We start from the raw sequence: 19042 nt of genomic DNA, 5'->3' as shown, positions 1-19042 counted from the left end.
AGGGAGGAAACTAGATGACGGTACAACCGGAGGAGCTTATGACGCTTGCGGTCGAGGCGGCCGAAGACAAAAAGGCAATTAACATCGTTACCCTGAATCTGTCCGGAATATCGCTGATTGCGGATTATTTTATCATTTGCCACGGGAATTCCGAGACACAAGTACAGGCGATTGCTGCGGAAATCCGCAAGAAAGCGGAGGAAAAAGGGGTGCGGATTCGCGGATTGGAAGGGATGGATACGGCGCGCTGGGTGCTCATCGATCTTGGCGATGTGGTCGTTCATGTTTTCCATCGCGATGACAGAGAATATTATAACATCGAGCGTCTTTGGTCCGACGCGAAAGTGGTCGAGCGGGTATGAGACTTGAAGCCGGTACGATCCGGCGGTTGGAAGTGGCAAGGGAAGTGCCGCCCAACGGCTATTTTTTGACCGACGGGACGCAGGACGTGCTTCTGCATTACAGCGAAACGGCCGGGGAAGTGAAGCCCGGGGATCAAGTAGACGTGTTCCTGTTTCACGATACGCAGGACCGGCTGGCGGCAACGATGCGAAAGCCTCTGATTCGGCTTGGCGAGGTGGCGCTGCTCGAGGTCGCAGATATTCATCCGCGCTTTGGATGCTTTCTTGAGATGGGGCTGGGGCGGCACTTGCTGCTGCCGTTTAAGGAGCTTCCTGAGCTTAAGGAGCTTCGTCCAAAGGTGGGTGACAAGGTCTTTGTCGTGCTGACGCACGACCGTCAGGGCCGGCTCGTGGCTAAAACAGCGGGGGAAGAGCATTTGAAAAAGCTGTGTTTCGATGCTCCGGCCACTTGGCGAGGCCAATGGGTGGAAGCAAGGGTGTACAAGCCCCTGCAGATGGGTACGTTCGTCGTCTGTGACGGAGGCGTGGTCGGCTTCGGAGTCATCGGCTTCATCCATTCCTCCGAACGGACAAGACTGCTGCGGTTAGGCGAGCAGGTCAAGGTTCGCGTGACATTCGTGCGCGAGGATGGGAACGTGAACTGTACGATGCGCGAACGCAAGGAAGTCGGGCGGGATGAGGACGCGGAAAAGCTGCTGGCGTTTCTTCATGAACGGCCGAACAAGGCCATGCCCTACTCGGACGAAACGCCTGCCGATCTGATCAGTCAGCGCTTTGGCATAAGCAAATCGGCATTCAAACGCGCCATCGGCAAGCTGATGAAAGAAGGCTTGGTTTATCAGGAAGGCAGCTGGACTTACCTGAAGCAGGATCCGACAGAGCCGGTTACCCAGTGAAGAAGCGCTGAGGTGCCGGTTTTTTCTTGCGCCGGCAGGATACTGATGATGCATTAAGACAAGGAGGTTTGCCGTGTGGCTTATGAGCGGTTCTCGTATATTTACGACCGTCTGATGGAGGATATGCCCTATGAGGAATGGATGCGGTTTGCCGGACAATGCTGGGACAAGTATGGTGTTCCCCGGACCGTCGTCGACCTTGGCTGCGGCACGGGAGCCTTGGCGATACCGCTTGCGCAGCAGGGCTTCGAAGTGATCGGCATCGACCTCTCGGAAGATATGCTCGCGGTCGCTCAGCAAAAGGCGGACAGCGTGCAGCGGCATTCACCGTTCCCTGCCGGAGGCGGGCTGATGCTGCTGCAGCAGGATTTGCGCGATTGGGAGCTGGACCGTCCTGTGGATGCAGTCATCTCGTTTTGCGACTGCTTCAACTATTTGCTGGAGGAAGAGGATGTCGTGCTGGCGATCCGGCAAGCCTATGCGGGGTTGAAGCCGGGCGGTGTATTTCTGTTTGACATGCACACCCCTTATCAGCTGCAATCGTATGCCGAATCGCAGCCCTTTACTCTGAACGAAGAGGACATTGCGTATATATGGACATGCGATTTTGACCCGGGACGCTGTGAGATCGAGCATGCGCTAACGATTTTCGTCAGAGAAGGAGAAATGCTCGAAACGGGATCCGACGATGCGGTGACAGAACGCTTTCATCGGGTGGAGGAGCTGCATTTGCAGCGTGCTTATTCTCTGGATTGGCTTGGGGAGAAGCTGCGTGAAGCCGGTTTCCGGGAAACGGCCTGCTACGGGGATTTTACGTGGGAGCCACCTACGGAAAATACGCAGAGGGTGTTTTTTGTGGCGGTAAAATAGGCTGACCCTGTTCGAGGCAGGAAACAGGCGGGGGATGACGAGCCGGACTATTTTTCGATCAACCGCAAAATCAGCTGCACAGCGCTCAAAATCATGCCCCAGAGCGGCAGCGACAAGATCAAACCGTTCAGTAATCCTCGCATCGGCGGCAACCTCCAGCACACACTTTTTATACAGTATGTACAAAAAGTCTTTCTGGAATCCCCGGCAAAGAGGATTATCGTGCCGGAAGGGCGATTTCTTTCGATGGCGTCCTGCTTGACACACAGGAACGGTTTTACATATAATGAAATTTAATTGGATCGTTTGCAAGGCTATGACAGAAAGCAGTAGCTGTACGCCGTATTTCAGAGAGCCGATGGTTGGTGGGAATCGGTTGTGGTCGCAGCGAACTCGTTCTGGAGCCAGAAGGTGAAGGGAAGGATCGTCGGAAGAAGGGTCCGAGACCTAGCCGGATCGTATTCCCCGCGTTAAGGGGCTGGAGTGGACAGGGGCAAAGCATGCCGGCTGTCAACTAGGGTGGTACCACGGGAAGCAAAGCTCTCGTCCCTAGCTAAGGCTAGAGGCGAGGGCTTTTTTGTTTTTATTCGAAGGAGGCATAAAGCAACATGGCACAGGAAGTCAAAGAACAGCAAGGATATAACCCGCAGGCGATTGAACCGAAGTGGCAGCGCTATTGGGAAGAGAACAAAACGTTCAAGGTGCTGGACGACGATAGCAAGCCCAAATTTTACGCCCTGGATATGTTTCCGTATCCTTCCGGCGCGGGACTGCACGTAGGCCACCCGGAAGGGTACACGGCCACCGATATTGTGTCCCGGTACAAAAGAATGCGCGGCTACAACGTACTGCATCCGATGGGGTGGGATGCGTTCGGTCTTCCGGCGGAGCAGCATGCACTCGATACAGGGGAGCATCCGCGCGACATTACGATCAAGAATATCAATAATTTCCGCAGACAAATCAAATCGCTCGGCTTCTCGTACGACTGGGACCGCGAATTCAGCACAACCGATCCCGATTACTACAAGTGGACGCAGTGGATTTTTATCCAGCTTTATAAAAAAGGTCTCGCCTATGTCGACGAGGTCCCGGTCAACTGGTGTCCCGCGCTGGGAACGGTCCTCGCCAACGAAGAGGTGATCGACGGCAAAAGCGAACGCGGAGGCCATCCCGTCATTCGCAAGCCGATGCGTCAGTGGGTGCTGAAGATTACCGAGTACGCAGAACGCCTGCTGGAGGATCTGGAGGAACTCGATTGGTCTGAAAGCATCAAGGACATGCAGCGCAACTGGATCGGTAAATCCAAAGGAGCGGAAGTGACGTTCGCTATCGACGGGCATGAGGGTGACAGCCTGAAGGTGTTCACGACTCGTCCGGATACGCTGTTCGGAGCGACATACTGCGTTTTGGCGCCGGAGCACGAGCTGGTGAATCGGATCGTGACGGAGGGACAAGCCTCGGCGGTGAAGGAATATCAAGAGCGTGCCGCCCGCAAGAGCGACCTGGAGCGTACGGATTTGGCCAAGGAGAAAACCGGAGTCTTTACCGGAGCCTATGCCGTCAATCCGGTGAACGGCAGCAAGGTGCCGATCTGGATCGCCGATTATGTACTGGCGGGCTACGGAACGGGAGCCATTATGGCGGTGCCGGGACATGACCAACGGGACTGGGAGTTCGCCAAACAGTATGATCTTCCGATAATTGAAGTGGTGCAGGGCGGGGATCTGTCCAAAGAGGCTTATTCCGGCGACGGTCCGCATGTGAACTCCGGCTTCCTGGACGGGCTCAACAACGAACAGGCCATCGGAGCCATGATTCAGTGGCTTGAGGATAACGGCAAAGGCCAGGGCAAAGTGACCTATCGTCTGCGCGACTGGCTGTTCAGCCGCCAGCGTTATTGGGGCGAGCCTATTCCGATCCTTCATCTGGAAGACGGGACGATGAAAACCGTGCCGGAGGATCAGCTGCCGCTGCTGCTGCCGGAGGTCGACGAAATCAAGCCGTCCGGCACAGGAGAATCGCCGCTGGCGAACGTAACCGAGTGGGTCAATACCATCGATCCGGAGACCGGCATGAAGGCCCGCCGCGAGACGAACACGATGCCGCAATGGGCGGGCAGCTGCTGGTACTACCTGCGTTTTATCGATCCTAAGAACGATAAGGAAATTTGCTCTCCGGAGCTGCAGCGCAAGTGGCTGCCGGTCGATCTGTACATCGGGGGCGCGGAGCATGCTGTGCTCCATCTGCTGTACGCGCGCTTCTGGCACAAGGTGCTGTACGATCTCGGCGTAGTGAATACGAAGGAACCGTTCCACAAGCTGGTCAATCAAGGGATGATCCTCGGCGAGAACAATGAGAAAATGAGCAAGTCCCGCGGGAACGTCATCAATCCCGATGTCATTGTCAATGAATTCGGAGCCGATACCCTGCGCTTGTACGAAATGTTCATGGGTCCGCTTGAGGCGACAAAGCCGTGGAGCGCCAACGGCGTAGAGGGGGCTTACCGCTTCTTAAGCCGGATCTGGAGATTGTTCATCCAAGAGGACGGGCAATTAAGCGCGAAAATTAGCAGTGAGGAAGAGGGCAGCGAGGCGTTCAAACGGGTTTGGCATCGTACCATCAAGAAGGTGACCGAGGATTTTGAGGCGCTGCGCTTTAACACGGCGATCAGCCAGCTGATGATCTTCGTGAATGAGGCCTACAAGACGGATCGTCTTCCGAAAGCGGCTATGGAGCACTTTGTGCAGTTGCTTTCTCCGCTTGCGCCGCATCTGGCCGAAGAATTATGGGAGAAGCTGGGCCATAACGATACCGTAACTTATGAACCATGGCCGACCTATGATGAGGCCTGGACCGTAGATAACGAGGTGGAAATCGTTGTTCAGGTGAACGGTAAAATCATCGAGCGCGCGACGGTTGCGGCCGATGCCGATGAAGCTTCTATGCGGGAGCTGGCTGTGAATCTGGATAAAGTGAAGGATGCCACGGCGGGTAAAACGGTCCGGAAAGTCATCGTGGTCAAAGGCAAGCTGGTCAATATTGTAGCAGGATAAAAAGGATAAAACGGGCAAGCATCAAAAAAACAACCGCCCCCCGGATGGCTACGGGCACGGCGGTTCATAAGGAAAAGACGTGAAAGCATCGCGTTCTTCATCGGCTTTGGTCCCGAAAAAGCGGGCTTCCACCTTTTCCAAATCTTCTTCGTATTTGGCATGAGTTGTGCGGATCAAGTCGTAAAAGACGCTGCACAGCTCTTTTTCCATTATACGGAGTCCTTCCTCTGTAATTCCGCCGGGTACGGCTACACGCTGCTGCAGCGCGGCGGGAGTAAATCCTCCATCTGTCAGCAGCTTGCCCGTCCCCAGCGTCATTTCGCTGGCGAGCCGCGTCGCCTCTTCCTCGGAAATTCCGGTGGCCGAGACGGCTGCCTGAATATACTTTTGAATGAAGAAGGCGAGGAAGGCAGGTCCGCAGCTGGACAGGTCGGAGGAGATTCGGGTGTGTTCCTCGGATATGCGAATCGGAGCGCTTACGCGGGATAACAAGTTTTCGAGCCGTTTCTGATCTTCGGCCTTCATCCGGTCCCCATAAATACAAAGTGTCGCTCCGCTGAGTACATGATTTGTGATGCTCGGAATCACTTTGGCGATTTTGCAGGGCAACAGCGCTTCGAGATGCCGGATCAGCACCGGGCTGGTGATCGAAACGATGATCTGTTCGGGTGTCAACAAAGCCTGAATCTCCTCAATGACATCTTTGAACTCGAGAGGCTTGACACAGATAAACAGCAAATCGGCTTGAGAAGCCGCTTCTTTATTGGAACGGGCAACTTGCAAGCCCGGATAGTTCGCTGCCAAAAGCTCCGCTTTGGCGATGGTCCGGTTGGTCGCCACCACGTTCTCCGGGTTTACAGCGCCGGAGCGGATGAACGTTTCAATAAGCATACTGCCCATGCTGCCTGTTCCGATGAAACCTACTCGCATGACGATCCCTCCTGTTTCTTCATGTATATCAGGGAGGATATGAATTTATGCATCAATTTACCAATAAAAAGAGGTGATGAAGATGGGATCAACGAAAGGGGGAGCGGGATGATGCGAATCGCTTTGATCGCGCTTGCTGTCGGTCTTTCCGCGGCACTGCTGATGATTTATCCTAAATGGGCGGAGCCGCCCGCGTCAAGCTTCATTAGCGCCGATGCGGAAATGCGCAGGCTGCTGCTGGAACAAGCGGAGCAAAAGCCCCCATCGCAGACGGTTCCGGGCGGTCAGCAGGAGGGAAAGCCGCCGGAAACAAAGCCTGTGGAAGATCAAGGGCCTGCGCCGGAGCTCCCCAAATCCACTTTGGAAGGGAAAGGTTCATCCGCCGCAGAGGAGGCGGATCAGGCCGTTGCGAAGTCGGGCAAGCTGAATCTGAACACGGCGACGGCGGAGCAGCTGGATGATCTGCCCGGTGTCGGTCCAAGCAGAGCGCAGGCCATTTTGGAGCTTCGTCAGCGGTTAGGCGGCAAATTCCGCTCCCCCGACCAGCTGCTTGAGGTCAAAGGAATCGGTGCGAAAACCTTGGAGAAGATCAAGCCTCATGTCACCGTAGAGCCATAGCGGAGTATTTTATAGACAACGCTTTCATTTTGGGGGGAAATATGCGAAAATAGGTACGATTATTCATTTTATGCTATGATTAAGGGGGACGTATTTGATGTCTGAAGAACGCAAGCTCGCGCTGGAAACATTAGCTGTCCATGCTGGACAAGAGATTGATCCTGCCACGATGGCTCGTGCAGTGCCTTTGTACCAGACGACTTCCTACGGGTTCCGGGATACGGATCATGCGGCAAATCTGTTTGGATTGAAGGAATTCGGCAATATTTATACCCGCTTGATGAATCCGACGACGGATGTGTTCGAGAAGCGCGTCGCGGCATTGGAGGGCGGACTTGCCGCTCTGGCAACGGCATCCGGACAAGCCGCCATTACGTACTCGATCCTGAATATTGCCGGAGCGGGAGATGAGATTGTGTCGTCGGCCAGCTTATACGGCGGTACATATAATCTGTTCGCGATCACTCTGCCCAAGATCGGCATCAAGGTACATTTCGTCGATCCGAGCGATCCGGAGAACTTCCGTAAAGCGATTACGCCGAACACGAAGGCGGTATTTGCGGAGACGATCGGCAATCCGAGAGGCGATGTGCTGGATATCGAAGCGGTGGCTTCCATCGCCCACGAGAACGGCATTCCGCTCATCCTGGACAATACCTTCCCAAGTCCATACCTGTGCCGCCCGATAGAGCACGGTGCGGATATCGTCGTTCACTCCGCCACCAAATTCATCGGCGGCCACGGTACATCGATCGGCGGCATCATTGTAGACGGCGGGCGCTTCGACTGGAAGGCGAGCGGCAAATTTCCCGGGCTGACCGAACCGGATCCCAGCTACCATGGACTTGTTTATACGGATGCGCTAGGTCCGGTCGCATACATAATTAAAGCACGCGTGCAGCTTCTTCGCGACATGGGGGCGGCCATTTCTCCCTTCAATTCTTTTTTGATGCTGCAGGGTCTGGAGACTCTGCATCTGAGAATGGAACGCCACAGCTCAAACGCACTGAAGGTAGCTGAATTTTTAGAGCGGCACGACGCGGTCGAATGGGTAAGCTATGCCGGATTGCCAAGCCATCCTTCCTATGATCTGGCCCGCAAATATATGCCTAAAGGCCAGGGAGCCATTTTGACGTTCGGCATCAAGGGAGGCGTGGAAGCCGGACGCAAGGTGATCAACGCCGTGAAGCTGTTCTCTCACCTTGCCAATGTGGGCGATTCGAAATCGCTGATCATTCATCCGGCCAGCACAACACATCAGCAGCTCAATGAAGAGGAGCAATCGGCCGCAGGCGTCAGCCCCGGCATGATTCGGCTGTCGATCGGCACGGAAGCGATTGAAGACATCATCTACGACTTGAATCAAGCGATTCAAACCAGCCAGAAATAAGGGAGCGAGCATGACATGACAGCCCGCAAAGATTGGGACACGTACTTTATGGATATCGCCTATATGGCATCCACCCGTTCAAGGTGCAACCGCAGACATGTGGGCGCGGTGCTGGTTCAAGGGAAAAAGCTCTTGGGCACGGCTTACAATGGGGCCCCCTCGGGCGTCCCGGATTGCTCGGAGGCCGGCTGCATGCTGGTGGAAGAAATTGAATTGGTGCCTGCTGAAGGGAAAGAACAGGTGGTCAAAAAGCAGCGGTGCATCCGGACCATTCATGCGGAACAAAATCTGCTCCTGTTCACCGATCGCGAGGACCGGGAAGGCTCGGTTGTGTATGTAACCGATCAGCCGTGCTGGACCTGCGCCAATATGCTGGCGAACAGCGGCATCTCAGAGATCGTGTATCACCGGGCTTATCCGAAGGATCATGACAAGGTAAGCGCCTTGATGGAGCAAAAAAAACTTACGTTCCGTCAGTTGGAGAAGTACGAGCCGCCGGCAAGCACGATCTCGGAAGTCACAAATTAAATCACTTGGAGGAAGAACCTCTTTTCGGACATGGTTAGCCATGTGTTCGGAAGGAGGTTTTTTTGTTGGCAAACAGAAGGGAGCTGACAGGTATCGGGAGAAGACCTATCGTCATGCTTGCCCTGTGCTGGACGCTGGGGTATGCCGTAGCCTTGGTATACCCGATGGCCTGGATGAATCTGTTTCTTGCTTTCGGCGCCGGGATTTTTTGCTGCCTGGTGCTCATGCTTAAACCGAGGGGCTCGGCCTGGTTCGCAGGTATGCTGATCGCTTTGGCAGCGGCCGGATGGTACGGAGAGTATGATGCCGGCAACAGAAGTCTGATCCGGCTTGAGGCTGAGGAGACGAACGGAGCGGGATTTCGAGGCAGAATCATGACTCCTGTGGAGGTAGACGGTGACCGGGTTTCTTTTCAGGCGAAGGCGGATCGCGTATCGCTCGCGGAGGGTTTTCCGCCGGAGAATGGGGGTCGAGGGGAGCTTGTTCAGTTTTCGATCCGTCTAGTAAAGCAGGAAGAACAGGAAATGGCGAAGCATTGGCAAAGAGGGGATAAGATTGAGCTTGAAGGGACGTTATTGCGGCCGGGGGAGGCCCGTAACTTCGGGGGCTTTGATTACCGGGACTATTTAAGGTTTCAGCACATCCACTGGCAAATGACGGCCAAAGGACTGGATGGAATCAGCGTGACCCCACCCGCCTTCGGGGAGTGGGGAGGCTGGCTGGTTCTTCGCGCAAACGACCGGTTTCGCGAGCAGCTGGCTGCCAAAGTGGAGCAGCTGTTTCCTGAGGAACAGAGCGGCTTTATGAAAGGCATGCTGATCGGTCTGGAGGATGACATCGACCCGGAGCTCTTCGATCAATTCTCGCGGCTCGGACTTACGCACATTATCGCCATTTCCGGCCTTAATGTCGCGATTTTTCTCGCCTGCTTGATTTGGCTCATGCGCCGGTGCGGTTTCACGCGTGAAACGTATTTGCTCACGGCCATTGCGTTGATGCCCGTCTATATCGCCGTGACGGGCGCGGCGCCTTCCATCGTGAGAGCGGGGATCATGGCCATGATCGGCTTATATGCGGCCTATCGGCACCGGTTGAAGGACGGGCTGCATATTGCGCTGATCGCCGGTGTCGGGATGCTGATATGGGAACCGTATTATTTGGTGAACGTCAGCTTCCAGCTGTCGTTTCTGGTGACGCTGGGGATCATCCTGGGCGTCCCGGCGATGAATAAGCTGATTCCCTTGAAGCGGCCCAGGCTGCGCGATGCCGTTTCCATTACCGTCGTAGCGCAATTCGTTTCGTTTCCGCTTACGATTTATTATTTCAGCCAATTTTCGCTGCTTTCTTTTGCGGCTAATTTTTTGCTTGTTCCGGTATTCAGTATGATCGTTATGCCGGCGGGGACGGCAGCGATGCTGCTGTCTTTCCTTTCTCTTTATATCGCCAAACCGTTTGCTTGGTTCGTCAGTCAGGTCAATACCCTTCTGTTCTGGATTGTGGACGGGTCCAGCCGATCGGAGTGGTTTCAAACCATTTGGCCGAGCCCGGAACCGGTATGGATCCTGATGTACTACGGTTTGCTGGCGCTGCTTGTGGTGCTGATGCTGGGCGAGCGGGATTCGCAGGAAGCAGGGGAAAAGACTGAGCCTATGCTGTATACCATGGCGGAGCATAGAGGCCGGGAGCGCGCGCGGCGGTGGATCCGATATGTACTGCTGCCGGCCGTCATCGTTAGCTTCGCCGCGGTGTTGTGGACCGGTTACGATCCCCGGCGGGAGAAGGCGGAGGGCAGAGTGCATTTTATCGACGTCGGTCAAGGGGACAGCATCTTGATCCAGCCGCCGGGAAACGGCGGCAGCCTGCTGATCGACGGCGGGGGTACCTTATCCTTTCGCAAGCCGGGCGAGGAATGGAAGCAGCGGCGGGATCCGTATGAAGTCGGCCGGAAGCTGCTCGTGCCGCTGCTCAAAAAACGCGGTGTCCAGACCATCGACGAGCTGATTCTAACCCATCAGGATGTCGACCATTTTGGCGGTTTACAGGCGGTTATCGAACAAATCCCGGTGAAACGGCTGATTTTTAACGGGACGCTGAAGCCGGCTGCCGGGGTGGAGAAGCTGTTCCAAACCGCGCTGGACCGCGGTATTCAGCTTGTCGATGCGCGTGCCGGAGACCGGTTGGAGAAGGGACAGGGTACGGTGCTCCATTTTCTGTATCCGTTCCGGGAAGCGGACGGTTCGGGGCTGCGTTTGGAGCAGGACCAGAATCCGAGCTCCATCGTGTTTCTTATGGAGATGTCCGGGACGCGGTGGCTGTTTGCAGGGGACATCGGCGAAGGGGCTGAACGGAAGCTGCTGGAACGGTGGTCGGCATTGGAGCCGGGGACGTCGAAGCTTCTGGAACCCCCTGTTGATGTGCTGAAAGTAGCGCATCATGGAAGCAAATCTTCTACCTCCGAGCTGTGGCTGAGGGCGTGGCGGCCCAGGCATGCCGTGATTTCCGCAGGAGTGAAGAATGTGTACGGGCATCCCCATCCTTCGGTACTGGAGCGGCTGGCCGCGCATCGGGTGAGCGTCCACCGCACCGACCGTCACGGCGAGGTGCAGATGACCGTTCGCGAGGGCAAAATATATATGCGCACAAAAATGAAGGAATGAGACGCGAACTTTCTGGGGCTGACGGCACTTTCCGTACCCGCCGGATTTTCTTCCGAAGGGCTGCCGGTCGGCTTGCAATTCATGGGCAGACCTTTTGGGGAAGGTGAAATTTTATCCGTTGGTCATTGCTACGAACAGTACACCTCTTGGTATAAAGAACTGCCTAAAGAAGAAATATGGGTTGCCTAGCATGGGGAAGCTTCGGCTTCCTTATCTTTTATGCAGGAAAGGGAGATCGGCATGCAGGAAAATACTGTACAGAAATCGGCAAACAAAGGTACGGTCATCGCTTCGATGACGACGGCCAGCATGTTTGCAGGCATTCTGCTCATTCCGCTGCTGCTGCAGGAGGTGCTGCATTACAGCGCTCTGGCTATGGGACTTATCCTTCTGCCTCAGGCGCTGGCAATGGGGCTGGCTATGACAGTCGGCGGACGTATTGTGGATCGGCACGGCGCAGGGTGGATTTTGCCGTTAGGCCTGCTTACGGTCTCATGTATGTCCATCGCTCTTGGATTTACCGCAGGACAAAGCAGCCTTTGGGCTTTGGTTGTGCAGCTTAGTTTTCGCGGTTTAGGGCTGGGGCCGTGCCTGTCTCATTAAGATGGATGCGCAAAAAGCACCGCGGGCAGTTGGATGCCGCTTGCGCCTGTAAACGATAAATATTCCCGTTGGTTGAAAAAAGCGGAATGATGAATGCCGCTTGAATAAACGGCCTGTTTTTGTTATGATCTTCACCTGTGCGGCATGACCGCGGGTGGGTGAGGGATAATACGAAACAGGGGAAATCGGAATGCTTTCGTCCAAGCGATTCAAGGCCAGTATGCTGGTGCTGCTGGGAGCCGCATCATTTGGCATTTTGTCGACCTTCGTCAAGCTGGCTTACAGCTATGGATTTACGCCGGGCGAGGTGACGGGCAGCCAGGTGCTGATCGGGTGGGCCGCGATGTGGCTGATCAGTTTGCCGTACTGGCGCACATTAAAACGGGTGGATAGGCGGTCGGTATTCAAGCTGATCGGCAGCGGGCTTTTTACCGGGCTTACAGGCGTCTTCTATTATTACTCGCTGCAGTCTTTGGACGCCTCGTTCGCCGTGCTGCTGTTATTTCAATTTACGTGGATGGGACTTCTGATGGATTGGTTTCTGCACGGCAAATCGCCCGGGCGCTTTCAGGTTGCGGGTGTGGCCGTTATCCTTGCCGGGACGGTGCTCGCCTCCGGCTTATGGATGGGAACGACAAAGCCCGTTAATCTATCCGGAGCGGGACTCGGATTGCTTGCGGCGGCGAGCTACACGCTGTTCATCTATTTCAGCGGCAAGGTAGCCGTCGAGGTGCCTGCATTGCTGAGAAGCTCGTGGATGGTTACCGGGGCGGCTATCGTGGTTTTACTGATTTATCCGCCACAGTTTCTGTGGAACGGCTCGCTTGCCGAGGGGCTGTGGCTGTGGGGAGGCATTCTGGCCTTGTTCGGCATGATCCTGCCCCCGTATGTATTCGCCAAAGGAGCGCCGCACCTGGATACGGGGATGGCAGCCATTCTCGGAGCGGTAGAGCTTCCCGTCGTGATCATCGTCTCCGGGCTGCTGCTTGGAGAGCGGACGGGATGGGTGCAGTGGCTCGGCATCGGTCTGATCCTTGCAGGCATCATCTTGTCTGAACGGAAAAGCGCCGTGAAGCGGACAGACCCGCCGGCAGGCAAGCTTTAATGAAGAAAGACCGCTCTTCCTGGTGGAGGGGCGGTCTTGCCGTATGTGCGTTTCGTTGAGCCGGCGCTGCCATTGTAACTGCCACGGGGTCCTGAGGTCCTTTTGCCGTTATCGGACGACGCCGGCATGGATCTGTTCTGTAAACGCTTTGTAGGCCTGCGATACATATGCGTCCCTGCGCCGAATCAGCACGGTCCATACACGGCTGTGCTTATGCGCAATGGGATGGCAGCGGATGGAGCCTTCCTCTGCTTTGCGCTGAACGATAGAGCGGGGAAGCAGGGAAATGCCCAATCCGGCGGCCACGCAGCCGAGAATCGTTTCGAGCGTGCCGAATTCCAGAATTTTTACAGGCATGACGCCTTCCTCATGAAGCCACTGTTCCATTCTGGCACGGTAGGAGCAGCCGGCGCGAAACGCCAGCAGCGTACGTGAGCCCAGCTCTTTGGCGGAGGCCAGCGGAGGGTGTGCGGCATCGGTAACGATCATCAGTTCTTCTTCAATGAACGAATCCTGCAGAAGGTCGGGGTGCTCCACGGGTCCGGCGACAAAAGCGCCGTCGAGCTCATAATCCAGCACGGCCTGAACAAGCTGTTCAGTCGGGCCGGTGACTAACGTCAGGTTCACTTCCGGGTAGGAACGGTGATAGGAGGCCAGCAGCTCGGGCAGACGCACCGCAGCCGTCGTTTCCATAGAACCGATGGCCAAGGAGCCTTTTGGAGCAGTTCCGTCGGTCACGGCCCTGCGCGCTTCCTCCATCAGGCGCAGCACTTGGTCCGCGTAGCCCTTAAGCGTTTTCCCCGCAGGGGTCAAGGTAATGCCGCGGTTATGGCGGTAAAAGAGCGGCGTTCCCAAATCGTTTTCCAACTGACGGATTTTGGTCGTGATATTGGATTGTGCGTAGCCGAGCTGCAGGGCAGCTTTGGAAACGGTTCCGGCTGCAGCCGCCGCTTGGAAAGCTCTGAGCATGTCGATATCCAATTTGCGCTCCTCCTTTTTCTGATATCTCAATTTCAGATAGATCATATCAATATTACGTATTTTACATGATACCAAGAAAGCGTTATGCTAACAATAGCAGGCTGCTAAAAAAATGGGGACCGGAGGAGGAGCGGGCATGACGGTATGGGCAGGACGGCCGCTTGGTCTTTTAATCAGCGGTGTGCTGGCGCTTTTTATAGCCATGGGCGTCGGCCGTTTCGCGTATACGCCGATTCTGCCGTTTATGATGGAACGGCAGTTTTTCGGAGAAGCCGGAGCGGGAGCGCTTGCATCGGCGAATTATGCGGGGTATTTGGCCGGCGCCGTGATGGCGGCGTGGTTCTCGGGCAGCGAGCGGAGGCTTGGACGGCTCAAGCTCTCCCTCGTTATCAGCGTGCTGACAACTGCTCTCATGGGATTGACGACGCTTTTCCCGCTATGGCTGGCTCTGCGGTTTATTTCCGGCTTTGCTGGAGCGGCCGTATTCGTGTATGCTTCCGGCGTCGTGATGGACGGCCTTGCGGGTCTGCGGGGTTTTGCCGGCGCTTCGGGTGTATTCTACGGCGGAGTCGGGGCGGGAATCGCCGCTTCCGGACTTGCGGTTCCGCTTCTTGAGGCATCCTTTGGCTGGCAGGGCACATGGCTGGGGCTCGCGCTGCTCTGCGCCATGCTGTTAAGCACGGGCTGGCGGGGGCTGCAGGAGGTTGGAGACCGCAGGCCTGCGCCGCCCGCATCCGGCTCTTCCGGAAAAGGCTTTCGCCGCGTGGACCCGCGAATGCTTCGCCTGCAGCTGGTATACGGCCTGGAAGGCCTGGGATACATCGTGACCGGAACCTTTTTGGTCGCTTATGCCCAAAGTGTGCCCGCTATGAAGGAGCTTTCCTACTGGAGCTGGGTGCTGGTAGGGGCGGCAGCTATGCCTTCCTGCTGGATGTGGTCCAAGCTTCAGGGGTACTGGGGGCAAGAGCGGACGCTCTTCTTTTCCATGCTGCTGCAGGCTGTCGGCATTCTGCTGCCTGTGGTTTTCCCGACAGCATCCGGTTTGGCCGTCGGGGCGATTCTTTTTGGAGCCACGTTCATGGGCATTACGACGTTGGCGGTTTCATTGGCAAGGCGTCTGGCGGTTTATGATGCGGGAAGAAGTGTAGGATTGCTCACCGCCATCTACGGCGCAGGCCAAATGGCCGGTCCGGCGGCTGCAGGCCTGTTCGCCGCTCTGTCCGGGAGCTATCGATGGTCGCTTGCCGGAGCGGCCGTCATCGTTTTGATCGGCGCTTGCATTATCATCATTCCTATTCACGCGAAAGGACGATCGACATGCCCTATGTAAACATTAAGATTACGAAAGAAAATGTGACGACGGAGAAGAAAGCCGAGCTGATTCAAGGAGTAACCCGGCTGTTGGCAGATGTACTTAACAAAAATCCGCAAACGACCGTTGTCGTCATTGACGAAGTGGATACGGATAACTGGGGGATCGGCGGCGAGTCGGTCACGGTACGCAGAAAGCAAGGGAAATAAAGCCAAAAAGATTTCAGTCCGCAAGCGCGGCGCTGAAATCTTTTTTTGTTTTCGTGAACGAAACAAATAAGCTTTCCGGACGTATATTAAACTGCAAAATATGGCAGCTTAACGGCGTTTTCCTTCTATATACCTGAAAGGAAATATTTGATATTCTTAATAGAGTTAAAGACGCTGCAACATTTTTGCAGTCCGGAACGTTTATAAGGTTGCATGAGAGGGGGATCCCAGTGGTAGCGCCAGAATTAATAAAGGCTGCCCAATCGGGCGATCGCGACGCTCTTATTACCCTACTGCGAGAAATCGAGAATCACGTTTACCGCACCGCTTATTACATTCTGGGCAATGAGCAGGATGCGTTAGACGCCGCACAGGAAGCGTTAATCCGAATCTATACAAAAATCAACTCCTACGAAGAAAAGGCTCAGTTTAAAACGTGGGTTCAGCGCATCGTGACGAATCTTTGCATCGATAAATTCCGTCGGGCAAAGCCGACAGTCTCGATTGAACAGCACGATCTGAGCTTTACCGACCATAAAACGGTGGAAGACGAAGTGATGTCGTCGTATATCGCCCAAGACATCAGAGAGGCGATCGACAAGCTGCCCGAGCACCATCGATCGGTGGTCGTACTGAGGTATTTGGAGGATTTCTCCTATAATGAAATAGCAGAATCGTTGGATTTGCCCATAAACACGGTAAAGTCTTATTTGTTCAGGGCGAGGCAGCAGCTGCAAACGATTCTTGGAGAGTATAAAAAAGCGGGCAGCGATGCGATTCGGGGATGAGCGACGAATGATAAAAGATATACGAACACCAAAGAAAGGTAGTGTACGGGGATGATGTGTCAAGAGGTGATCGAGCTGATGCAGAGATACCTTGATCGGGATCTCGATGAAACGGAGTACAGCCGGATGCTTGGGCATCTCCGGCAGTGTCCGGATTGCACCGAGCTGTTCGAGCGTCTTGTGAATTTGTCGCATGAGCTCGAGAGCTTGCCGAAGGTAACCCCCCCTTTCAGCCTGGTGGACGCCATCATGCCGAAGCTGGAGCAGCTTGGCGAAGCAGGCGGACAGGTTCCGGGCGAGGCATGGTCGGCACCAATTGGGGAAGAGAAAGCGGAGGTTGAGACGGAGAAGCAGACGGCGCCGCCTCCACGAGAACAGTCAAAGCGGGGCATGCGTAAAAACGTCAGGGAATGGTTTTCGTTTCCGGTGTTTGGAGGCGTTGTTGCGGCCGGTCTTGCGTTCGGGTTCTTTCTGTTCCAGCAGCAAGCCGGACCGGATGCGGGTGGCATATGGCTCGGACTGGACCAGAAAAAAGCAAGCGAAAGCGCTGTACGGGATTCAAGAAGCCAGGCCGCTGACAATCAGGGTAGCACGATGTCGGCTCAAGACCAATTACCTGCACAGGACGCCCCAAATCAGGGCGGAACGGACGGAATAGATCAACATGGCGCGACGGGCGGCAGCGGAGCTCCAAACGAATCTGCAGCGGGAGCGGACGATTGGGAAGAAAAGCAGAGCCTTACGCCAATGGCGATAGCGCCCAAAGCGGCGGTCCCCCCTGCGGCGCATAAACCGACGTCGAAGCCCGAGGAGCCGGCGGTATCGAATACCGCACCTGAGCCTGAACCGGCGAAGAAACCGGCCGGCGGATCGGAGCCTTCCGCGCCGGAAGCCTCGGGGTCTGACGATAAGCCTTCCCACGGTGTGTCCTCCACCATGGACCCGACTGCAGGCGGAGGTGGCGGAGAGCCGGAGAATCCGTCAGAGCCTGCCGTACCTGAAGTTAACCGCAGCAAGATCGGCGGTCCGATGGGACTATTGGGCATGCCGGAGGCAGAGGCGCCGCCGGTGCATCAGTTGGCTTCCGCTGACGGGAAATATACCGCTTATTTCGAGAATGCCCGTGTGATCGTGCGAACCAAGAACGGCCAAGAGGCTTATGTCTCCAAATATTCGTGGGAAGATGCAGACCGGATAGACCTGGTCGAATGGTCTGCAGATTATAAGCTGACATATGCGGTGAAAATGCACGAGCAATCGAGAACGTTCATTGTTTCGCTTGCGGAACAGACGGAGACGGAAACGAAGGCAAACAAAAACTGAACTAGCGGCGTCTCTCTGCAAGCTGCGGGGTTCACGATTTTAAACTTGTTTTGCACACTTCTCAACGATTCGGCGTATACTAGGATATCCAAGCAACACGATACTATCGATTCACGTCGTATGACCACCGGCCGCTAAGGGGTTTCTAGAGCCAACCTGTCGGCGGTGTTTATATAGATGGGTTTCGGACAAAGGGATTAGGTCAGACCGCACCGGTTTTGACGTAATCCCTTTGTTGTTGATATCATATAATGTACCGGCACAGACGGGGATAAGAAGGGAAGACTTGGGACGGGGATGGTGGCTGAAGGCGATGGATTACAAGACAGCGGTCAAACAAATAGACAAGGGGCAATTCGCGCCGGTTTATGTATGTTACGGCTCGGAGAGCTACTTGATTCGGGAACTGATTAACCGCTTGACGGACAAGCTGGCGCTGCCGGAGCATAAAGCGTTTGCCGTATCCCGTTACGATTTGACGGAGACACCGGTGGAAGCGGTAATCGAGGAGGCCGAGACCCTTCCTTTTATGGTGCCGAACAAGGTGGTTGTGGCCAATAATGCTCTCTTTTTGACAGGCGCCAAAGAGAACGGCAAGGTCGAACACAAGCTGGACCGGTTAACGGATTATTTGAAGACGCCTGTTGACTTCAGCATCATCGTCTTTACGGTGGATGCGGATAAGCTGGATGAACGCAAAAAAATCGTCAAAGCGTTAAAGGAAGCGAACGCGCTGATTCCTTGTACGGCGCTCTCGGCGGACGAATTGGCGCATTGGGTGAATCAGGAAGCGGACAAGGCGGGCATCAGCCTGGCTCCCGGCGTGGCGGAGCAGCTGATTTTATATACGGGAACAAACCTGCAGGCTTTGGCCCAAGAGTTGGAAAAATGCGCCCTCTATATCGGGCGGGGCGGCACGATCACATCCGCCGATCTGGAGCAGCTTGTGACCAGAAGCATCGAACAAAATATTTTTCAGCTTATCGAGCATATTGTGCAAGTGGAACTGGATCAAGCGTTTACCTTGCTGAATGAGCTTCTGCGGCGCAAGGAAGAGCCGATCAAGATCGTCATGCTGATCGCACGGCAGTTCAGGATCATGTTTCAGGTGAAGGATCTGATGCAGCAGGGCTATTCCCAACAGCAGATTGCCGGCCAGATCGGCCTGCATCCGTATGGAGTCAAAATTGCGGCGGGGCAGGCGGTTAAGTTCGAGCTGAAGCGTCTGGCCCATATTTTGCAGCAGCTGGGGGATTTGGATTACCAAATGAAAAGCGGTAAAATCGATAAGGTGCTGGGGCTGGAGATGTTTTTGCTGAAGCTGGCTTCCTGATCGCCGGAAAGGCAAGGCACCCGTTGGATTGGAGAAACAAAAAGACCATGTATCCGTATAGGAGACATGGTCTTTCTTTCG

The 19042-nt window shown here is 55.2% G+C and carries 18 protein-coding genes and 1 other annotated feature; of the genes, 16 read left to right on the top strand and 2 right to left on the bottom strand.

Annotated elements, in window-relative coordinates:
- The first annotated feature begins 14 nt into the window (after nucleotides 1-14).
- The 4 genes from rsfS (at nucleotide 15) to leuS (ending at nucleotide 5184) form a co-directional block, all read left to right on the top strand.
- Nucleotides 15-362 carry a ribosome silencing factor gene (gene rsfS, locus NR121_RS03280; protein WP_054818531.1) on the top strand — a complete coding sequence of 116 codons (348 nt, stop codon included), beginning with the start codon at nucleotides 15-17 and terminating at the stop codon, nucleotides 360-362.
- The gene (locus tag NR121_RS03275) at nucleotides 359-1258 is read left to right on the top strand and encodes a CvfB family protein (RefSeq protein WP_062407485.1); all 900 of its coding nucleotides are present in this window, start codon (nucleotides 359-361) and stop codon (nucleotides 1256-1258) included. The genes rsfS and NR121_RS03275 overlap by 4 nt, the downstream gene beginning before the upstream one ends.
- 75 nt (nucleotides 1259-1333) lie before the next feature.
- On the top strand, nucleotides 1334-2128 hold the full coding sequence (locus NR121_RS03270; RefSeq protein WP_054818532.1) for a class I SAM-dependent DNA methyltransferase: 795 nt from the start codon (nucleotides 1334-1336) through the stop codon (nucleotides 2126-2128).
- Nucleotides 2129-2435: 307 nt separating this feature from the next.
- Nucleotides 2436-2682: a binding site (T-box leader), on the top strand.
- Between the two features lie 54 nt (nucleotides 2683-2736).
- Nucleotides 2737-5184 (top strand): leucine--tRNA ligase, encoded by a 2448-nt coding sequence (gene leuS / locus NR121_RS03265; RefSeq protein WP_062407488.1) that lies wholly within the window; start codon nucleotides 2737-2739, stop codon nucleotides 5182-5184.
- Nucleotides 5185-5232: 48 nt separating this feature from the next.
- Here the strand turns inward: leuS and comER are convergent, their stop codons facing one another.
- Nucleotides 5233-6114: a late competence protein ComER gene (comER, locus tag NR121_RS03260; RefSeq protein WP_062407490.1), complete on the bottom strand. Its 882-nt coding sequence runs from the start codon at nucleotides 6112-6114 to the stop codon at nucleotides 5233-5235.
- A gap of 108 nt (nucleotides 6115-6222) precedes the next feature.
- Here comER and NR121_RS03255 point away from each other — a divergent pair, with 108 nt between their 5' ends.
- From NR121_RS03255 to NR121_RS03225, 7 genes are all read left to right on the top strand, one after another.
- Nucleotides 6223-6732, top strand: a complete 510-nt coding sequence (locus NR121_RS03255) for a ComEA family DNA-binding protein (protein WP_235594253.1) — start codon at nucleotides 6223-6225, stop codon at nucleotides 6730-6732.
- Nucleotides 6733-6829: 97 nt separating this feature from the next.
- Complete coding sequence (locus tag NR121_RS03250; RefSeq protein ID WP_062407494.1) at nucleotides 6830-8122, top strand: homocysteine synthase; 1293 nt, start codon at nucleotides 6830-6832, stop codon at nucleotides 8120-8122.
- 15 nt (nucleotides 8123-8137) lie between these two features.
- Nucleotides 8138-8650 carry a deoxycytidylate deaminase gene (locus NR121_RS03245; protein ID WP_062407496.1) on the top strand — a complete coding sequence of 171 codons (513 nt, stop codon included), beginning with the start codon at nucleotides 8138-8140 and terminating at the stop codon, nucleotides 8648-8650.
- Nucleotides 8651-8715: 65 nt separating this feature from the next.
- Nucleotides 8716-11307 (top strand): ComEC/Rec2 family competence protein, encoded by a 2592-nt coding sequence (locus tag NR121_RS03240; protein WP_306274252.1) that lies wholly within the window; start codon nucleotides 8716-8718, stop codon nucleotides 11305-11307.
- 12 nt (nucleotides 11308-11319) lie between these two features.
- The gene (locus NR121_RS03235; RefSeq protein WP_137670529.1) at nucleotides 11320-11496 is read left to right on the top strand and encodes an amidase family protein; all 177 of its coding nucleotides are present in this window, start codon (nucleotides 11320-11322) and stop codon (nucleotides 11494-11496) included.
- 51 nt (nucleotides 11497-11547) lie between these two features.
- A complete protein-coding gene (locus tag NR121_RS03230) occupies nucleotides 11548-11910 on the top strand; it encodes an MFS transporter (protein ID WP_256830477.1) in 363 nt (120 codons plus the stop codon).
- A gap of 190 nt (nucleotides 11911-12100) precedes the next feature.
- Entirely contained in the window at nucleotides 12101-13015 is a 915-nt protein-coding gene (locus NR121_RS03225) for an EamA family transporter (protein ID WP_054818535.1), read from the top strand.
- Between the two features lie 108 nt (nucleotides 13016-13123).
- Here NR121_RS03225 and NR121_RS03220 read toward each other — a convergent pair whose 3' ends face one another.
- Complete coding sequence (locus tag NR121_RS03220; RefSeq protein WP_062407501.1) at nucleotides 13124-13996, bottom strand: LysR family transcriptional regulator; 873 nt, start codon at nucleotides 13994-13996, stop codon at nucleotides 13124-13126.
- 136 nt (nucleotides 13997-14132) lie between these two features.
- Between NR121_RS03220 and NR121_RS03215 the strand changes: the two genes are divergently transcribed.
- The 5 genes from NR121_RS03215 (at nucleotide 14133) to holA (ending at nucleotide 18961) form a co-directional block, all read left to right on the top strand.
- Nucleotides 14133-15326, top strand: coding sequence for a YbfB/YjiJ family MFS transporter (locus NR121_RS03215; protein ID WP_074726988.1), 1194 nt, complete (start codon nucleotides 14133-14135; stop codon nucleotides 15324-15326).
- Nucleotides 15314-15517, top strand: a complete 204-nt coding sequence (locus NR121_RS03210) for a 2-hydroxymuconate tautomerase family protein (RefSeq protein ID WP_054818538.1) — start codon at nucleotides 15314-15316, stop codon at nucleotides 15515-15517. Before NR121_RS03215 ends, NR121_RS03210 begins: the two co-directional genes overlap by 13 nt.
- Nucleotides 15518-15747: 230 nt before the next feature.
- Nucleotides 15748-16305 carry an RNA polymerase sigma factor gene (locus NR121_RS03205; RefSeq protein WP_062407507.1) on the top strand — a complete coding sequence of 186 codons (558 nt, stop codon included), beginning with the start codon at nucleotides 15748-15750 and terminating at the stop codon, nucleotides 16303-16305.
- A gap of 51 nt (nucleotides 16306-16356) precedes the next feature.
- Nucleotides 16357-17628 carry an anti-sigma factor family protein gene (locus tag NR121_RS03200; protein WP_054818540.1) on the top strand — a complete coding sequence of 424 codons (1272 nt, stop codon included), beginning with the start codon at nucleotides 16357-16359 and terminating at the stop codon, nucleotides 17626-17628.
- Nucleotides 17629-17941: 313 nt separating this feature from the next.
- Nucleotides 17942-18961: a DNA polymerase III subunit delta gene (gene holA / locus NR121_RS03195; RefSeq protein WP_054818550.1), complete on the top strand. Its 1020-nt coding sequence runs from the start codon at nucleotides 17942-17944 to the stop codon at nucleotides 18959-18961.
- The last annotated feature ends 81 nt before the right edge of the window (nucleotides 18962-19042 follow it).

Origin of the sequence: Paenibacillus sp. Pae15, assembly GCF_024519685.1 — a bacterium.
In the GTDB taxonomy this organism is placed as follows: Bacteria; Bacillota; Bacilli; order Paenibacillales; family NBRC-103111; genus Paenibacillus_G; species Paenibacillus_G naphthalenovorans.
Note: the sequence above shows the minus strand (reverse complement) of the source record. Positions and strands in the feature narration are given on the sequence as shown.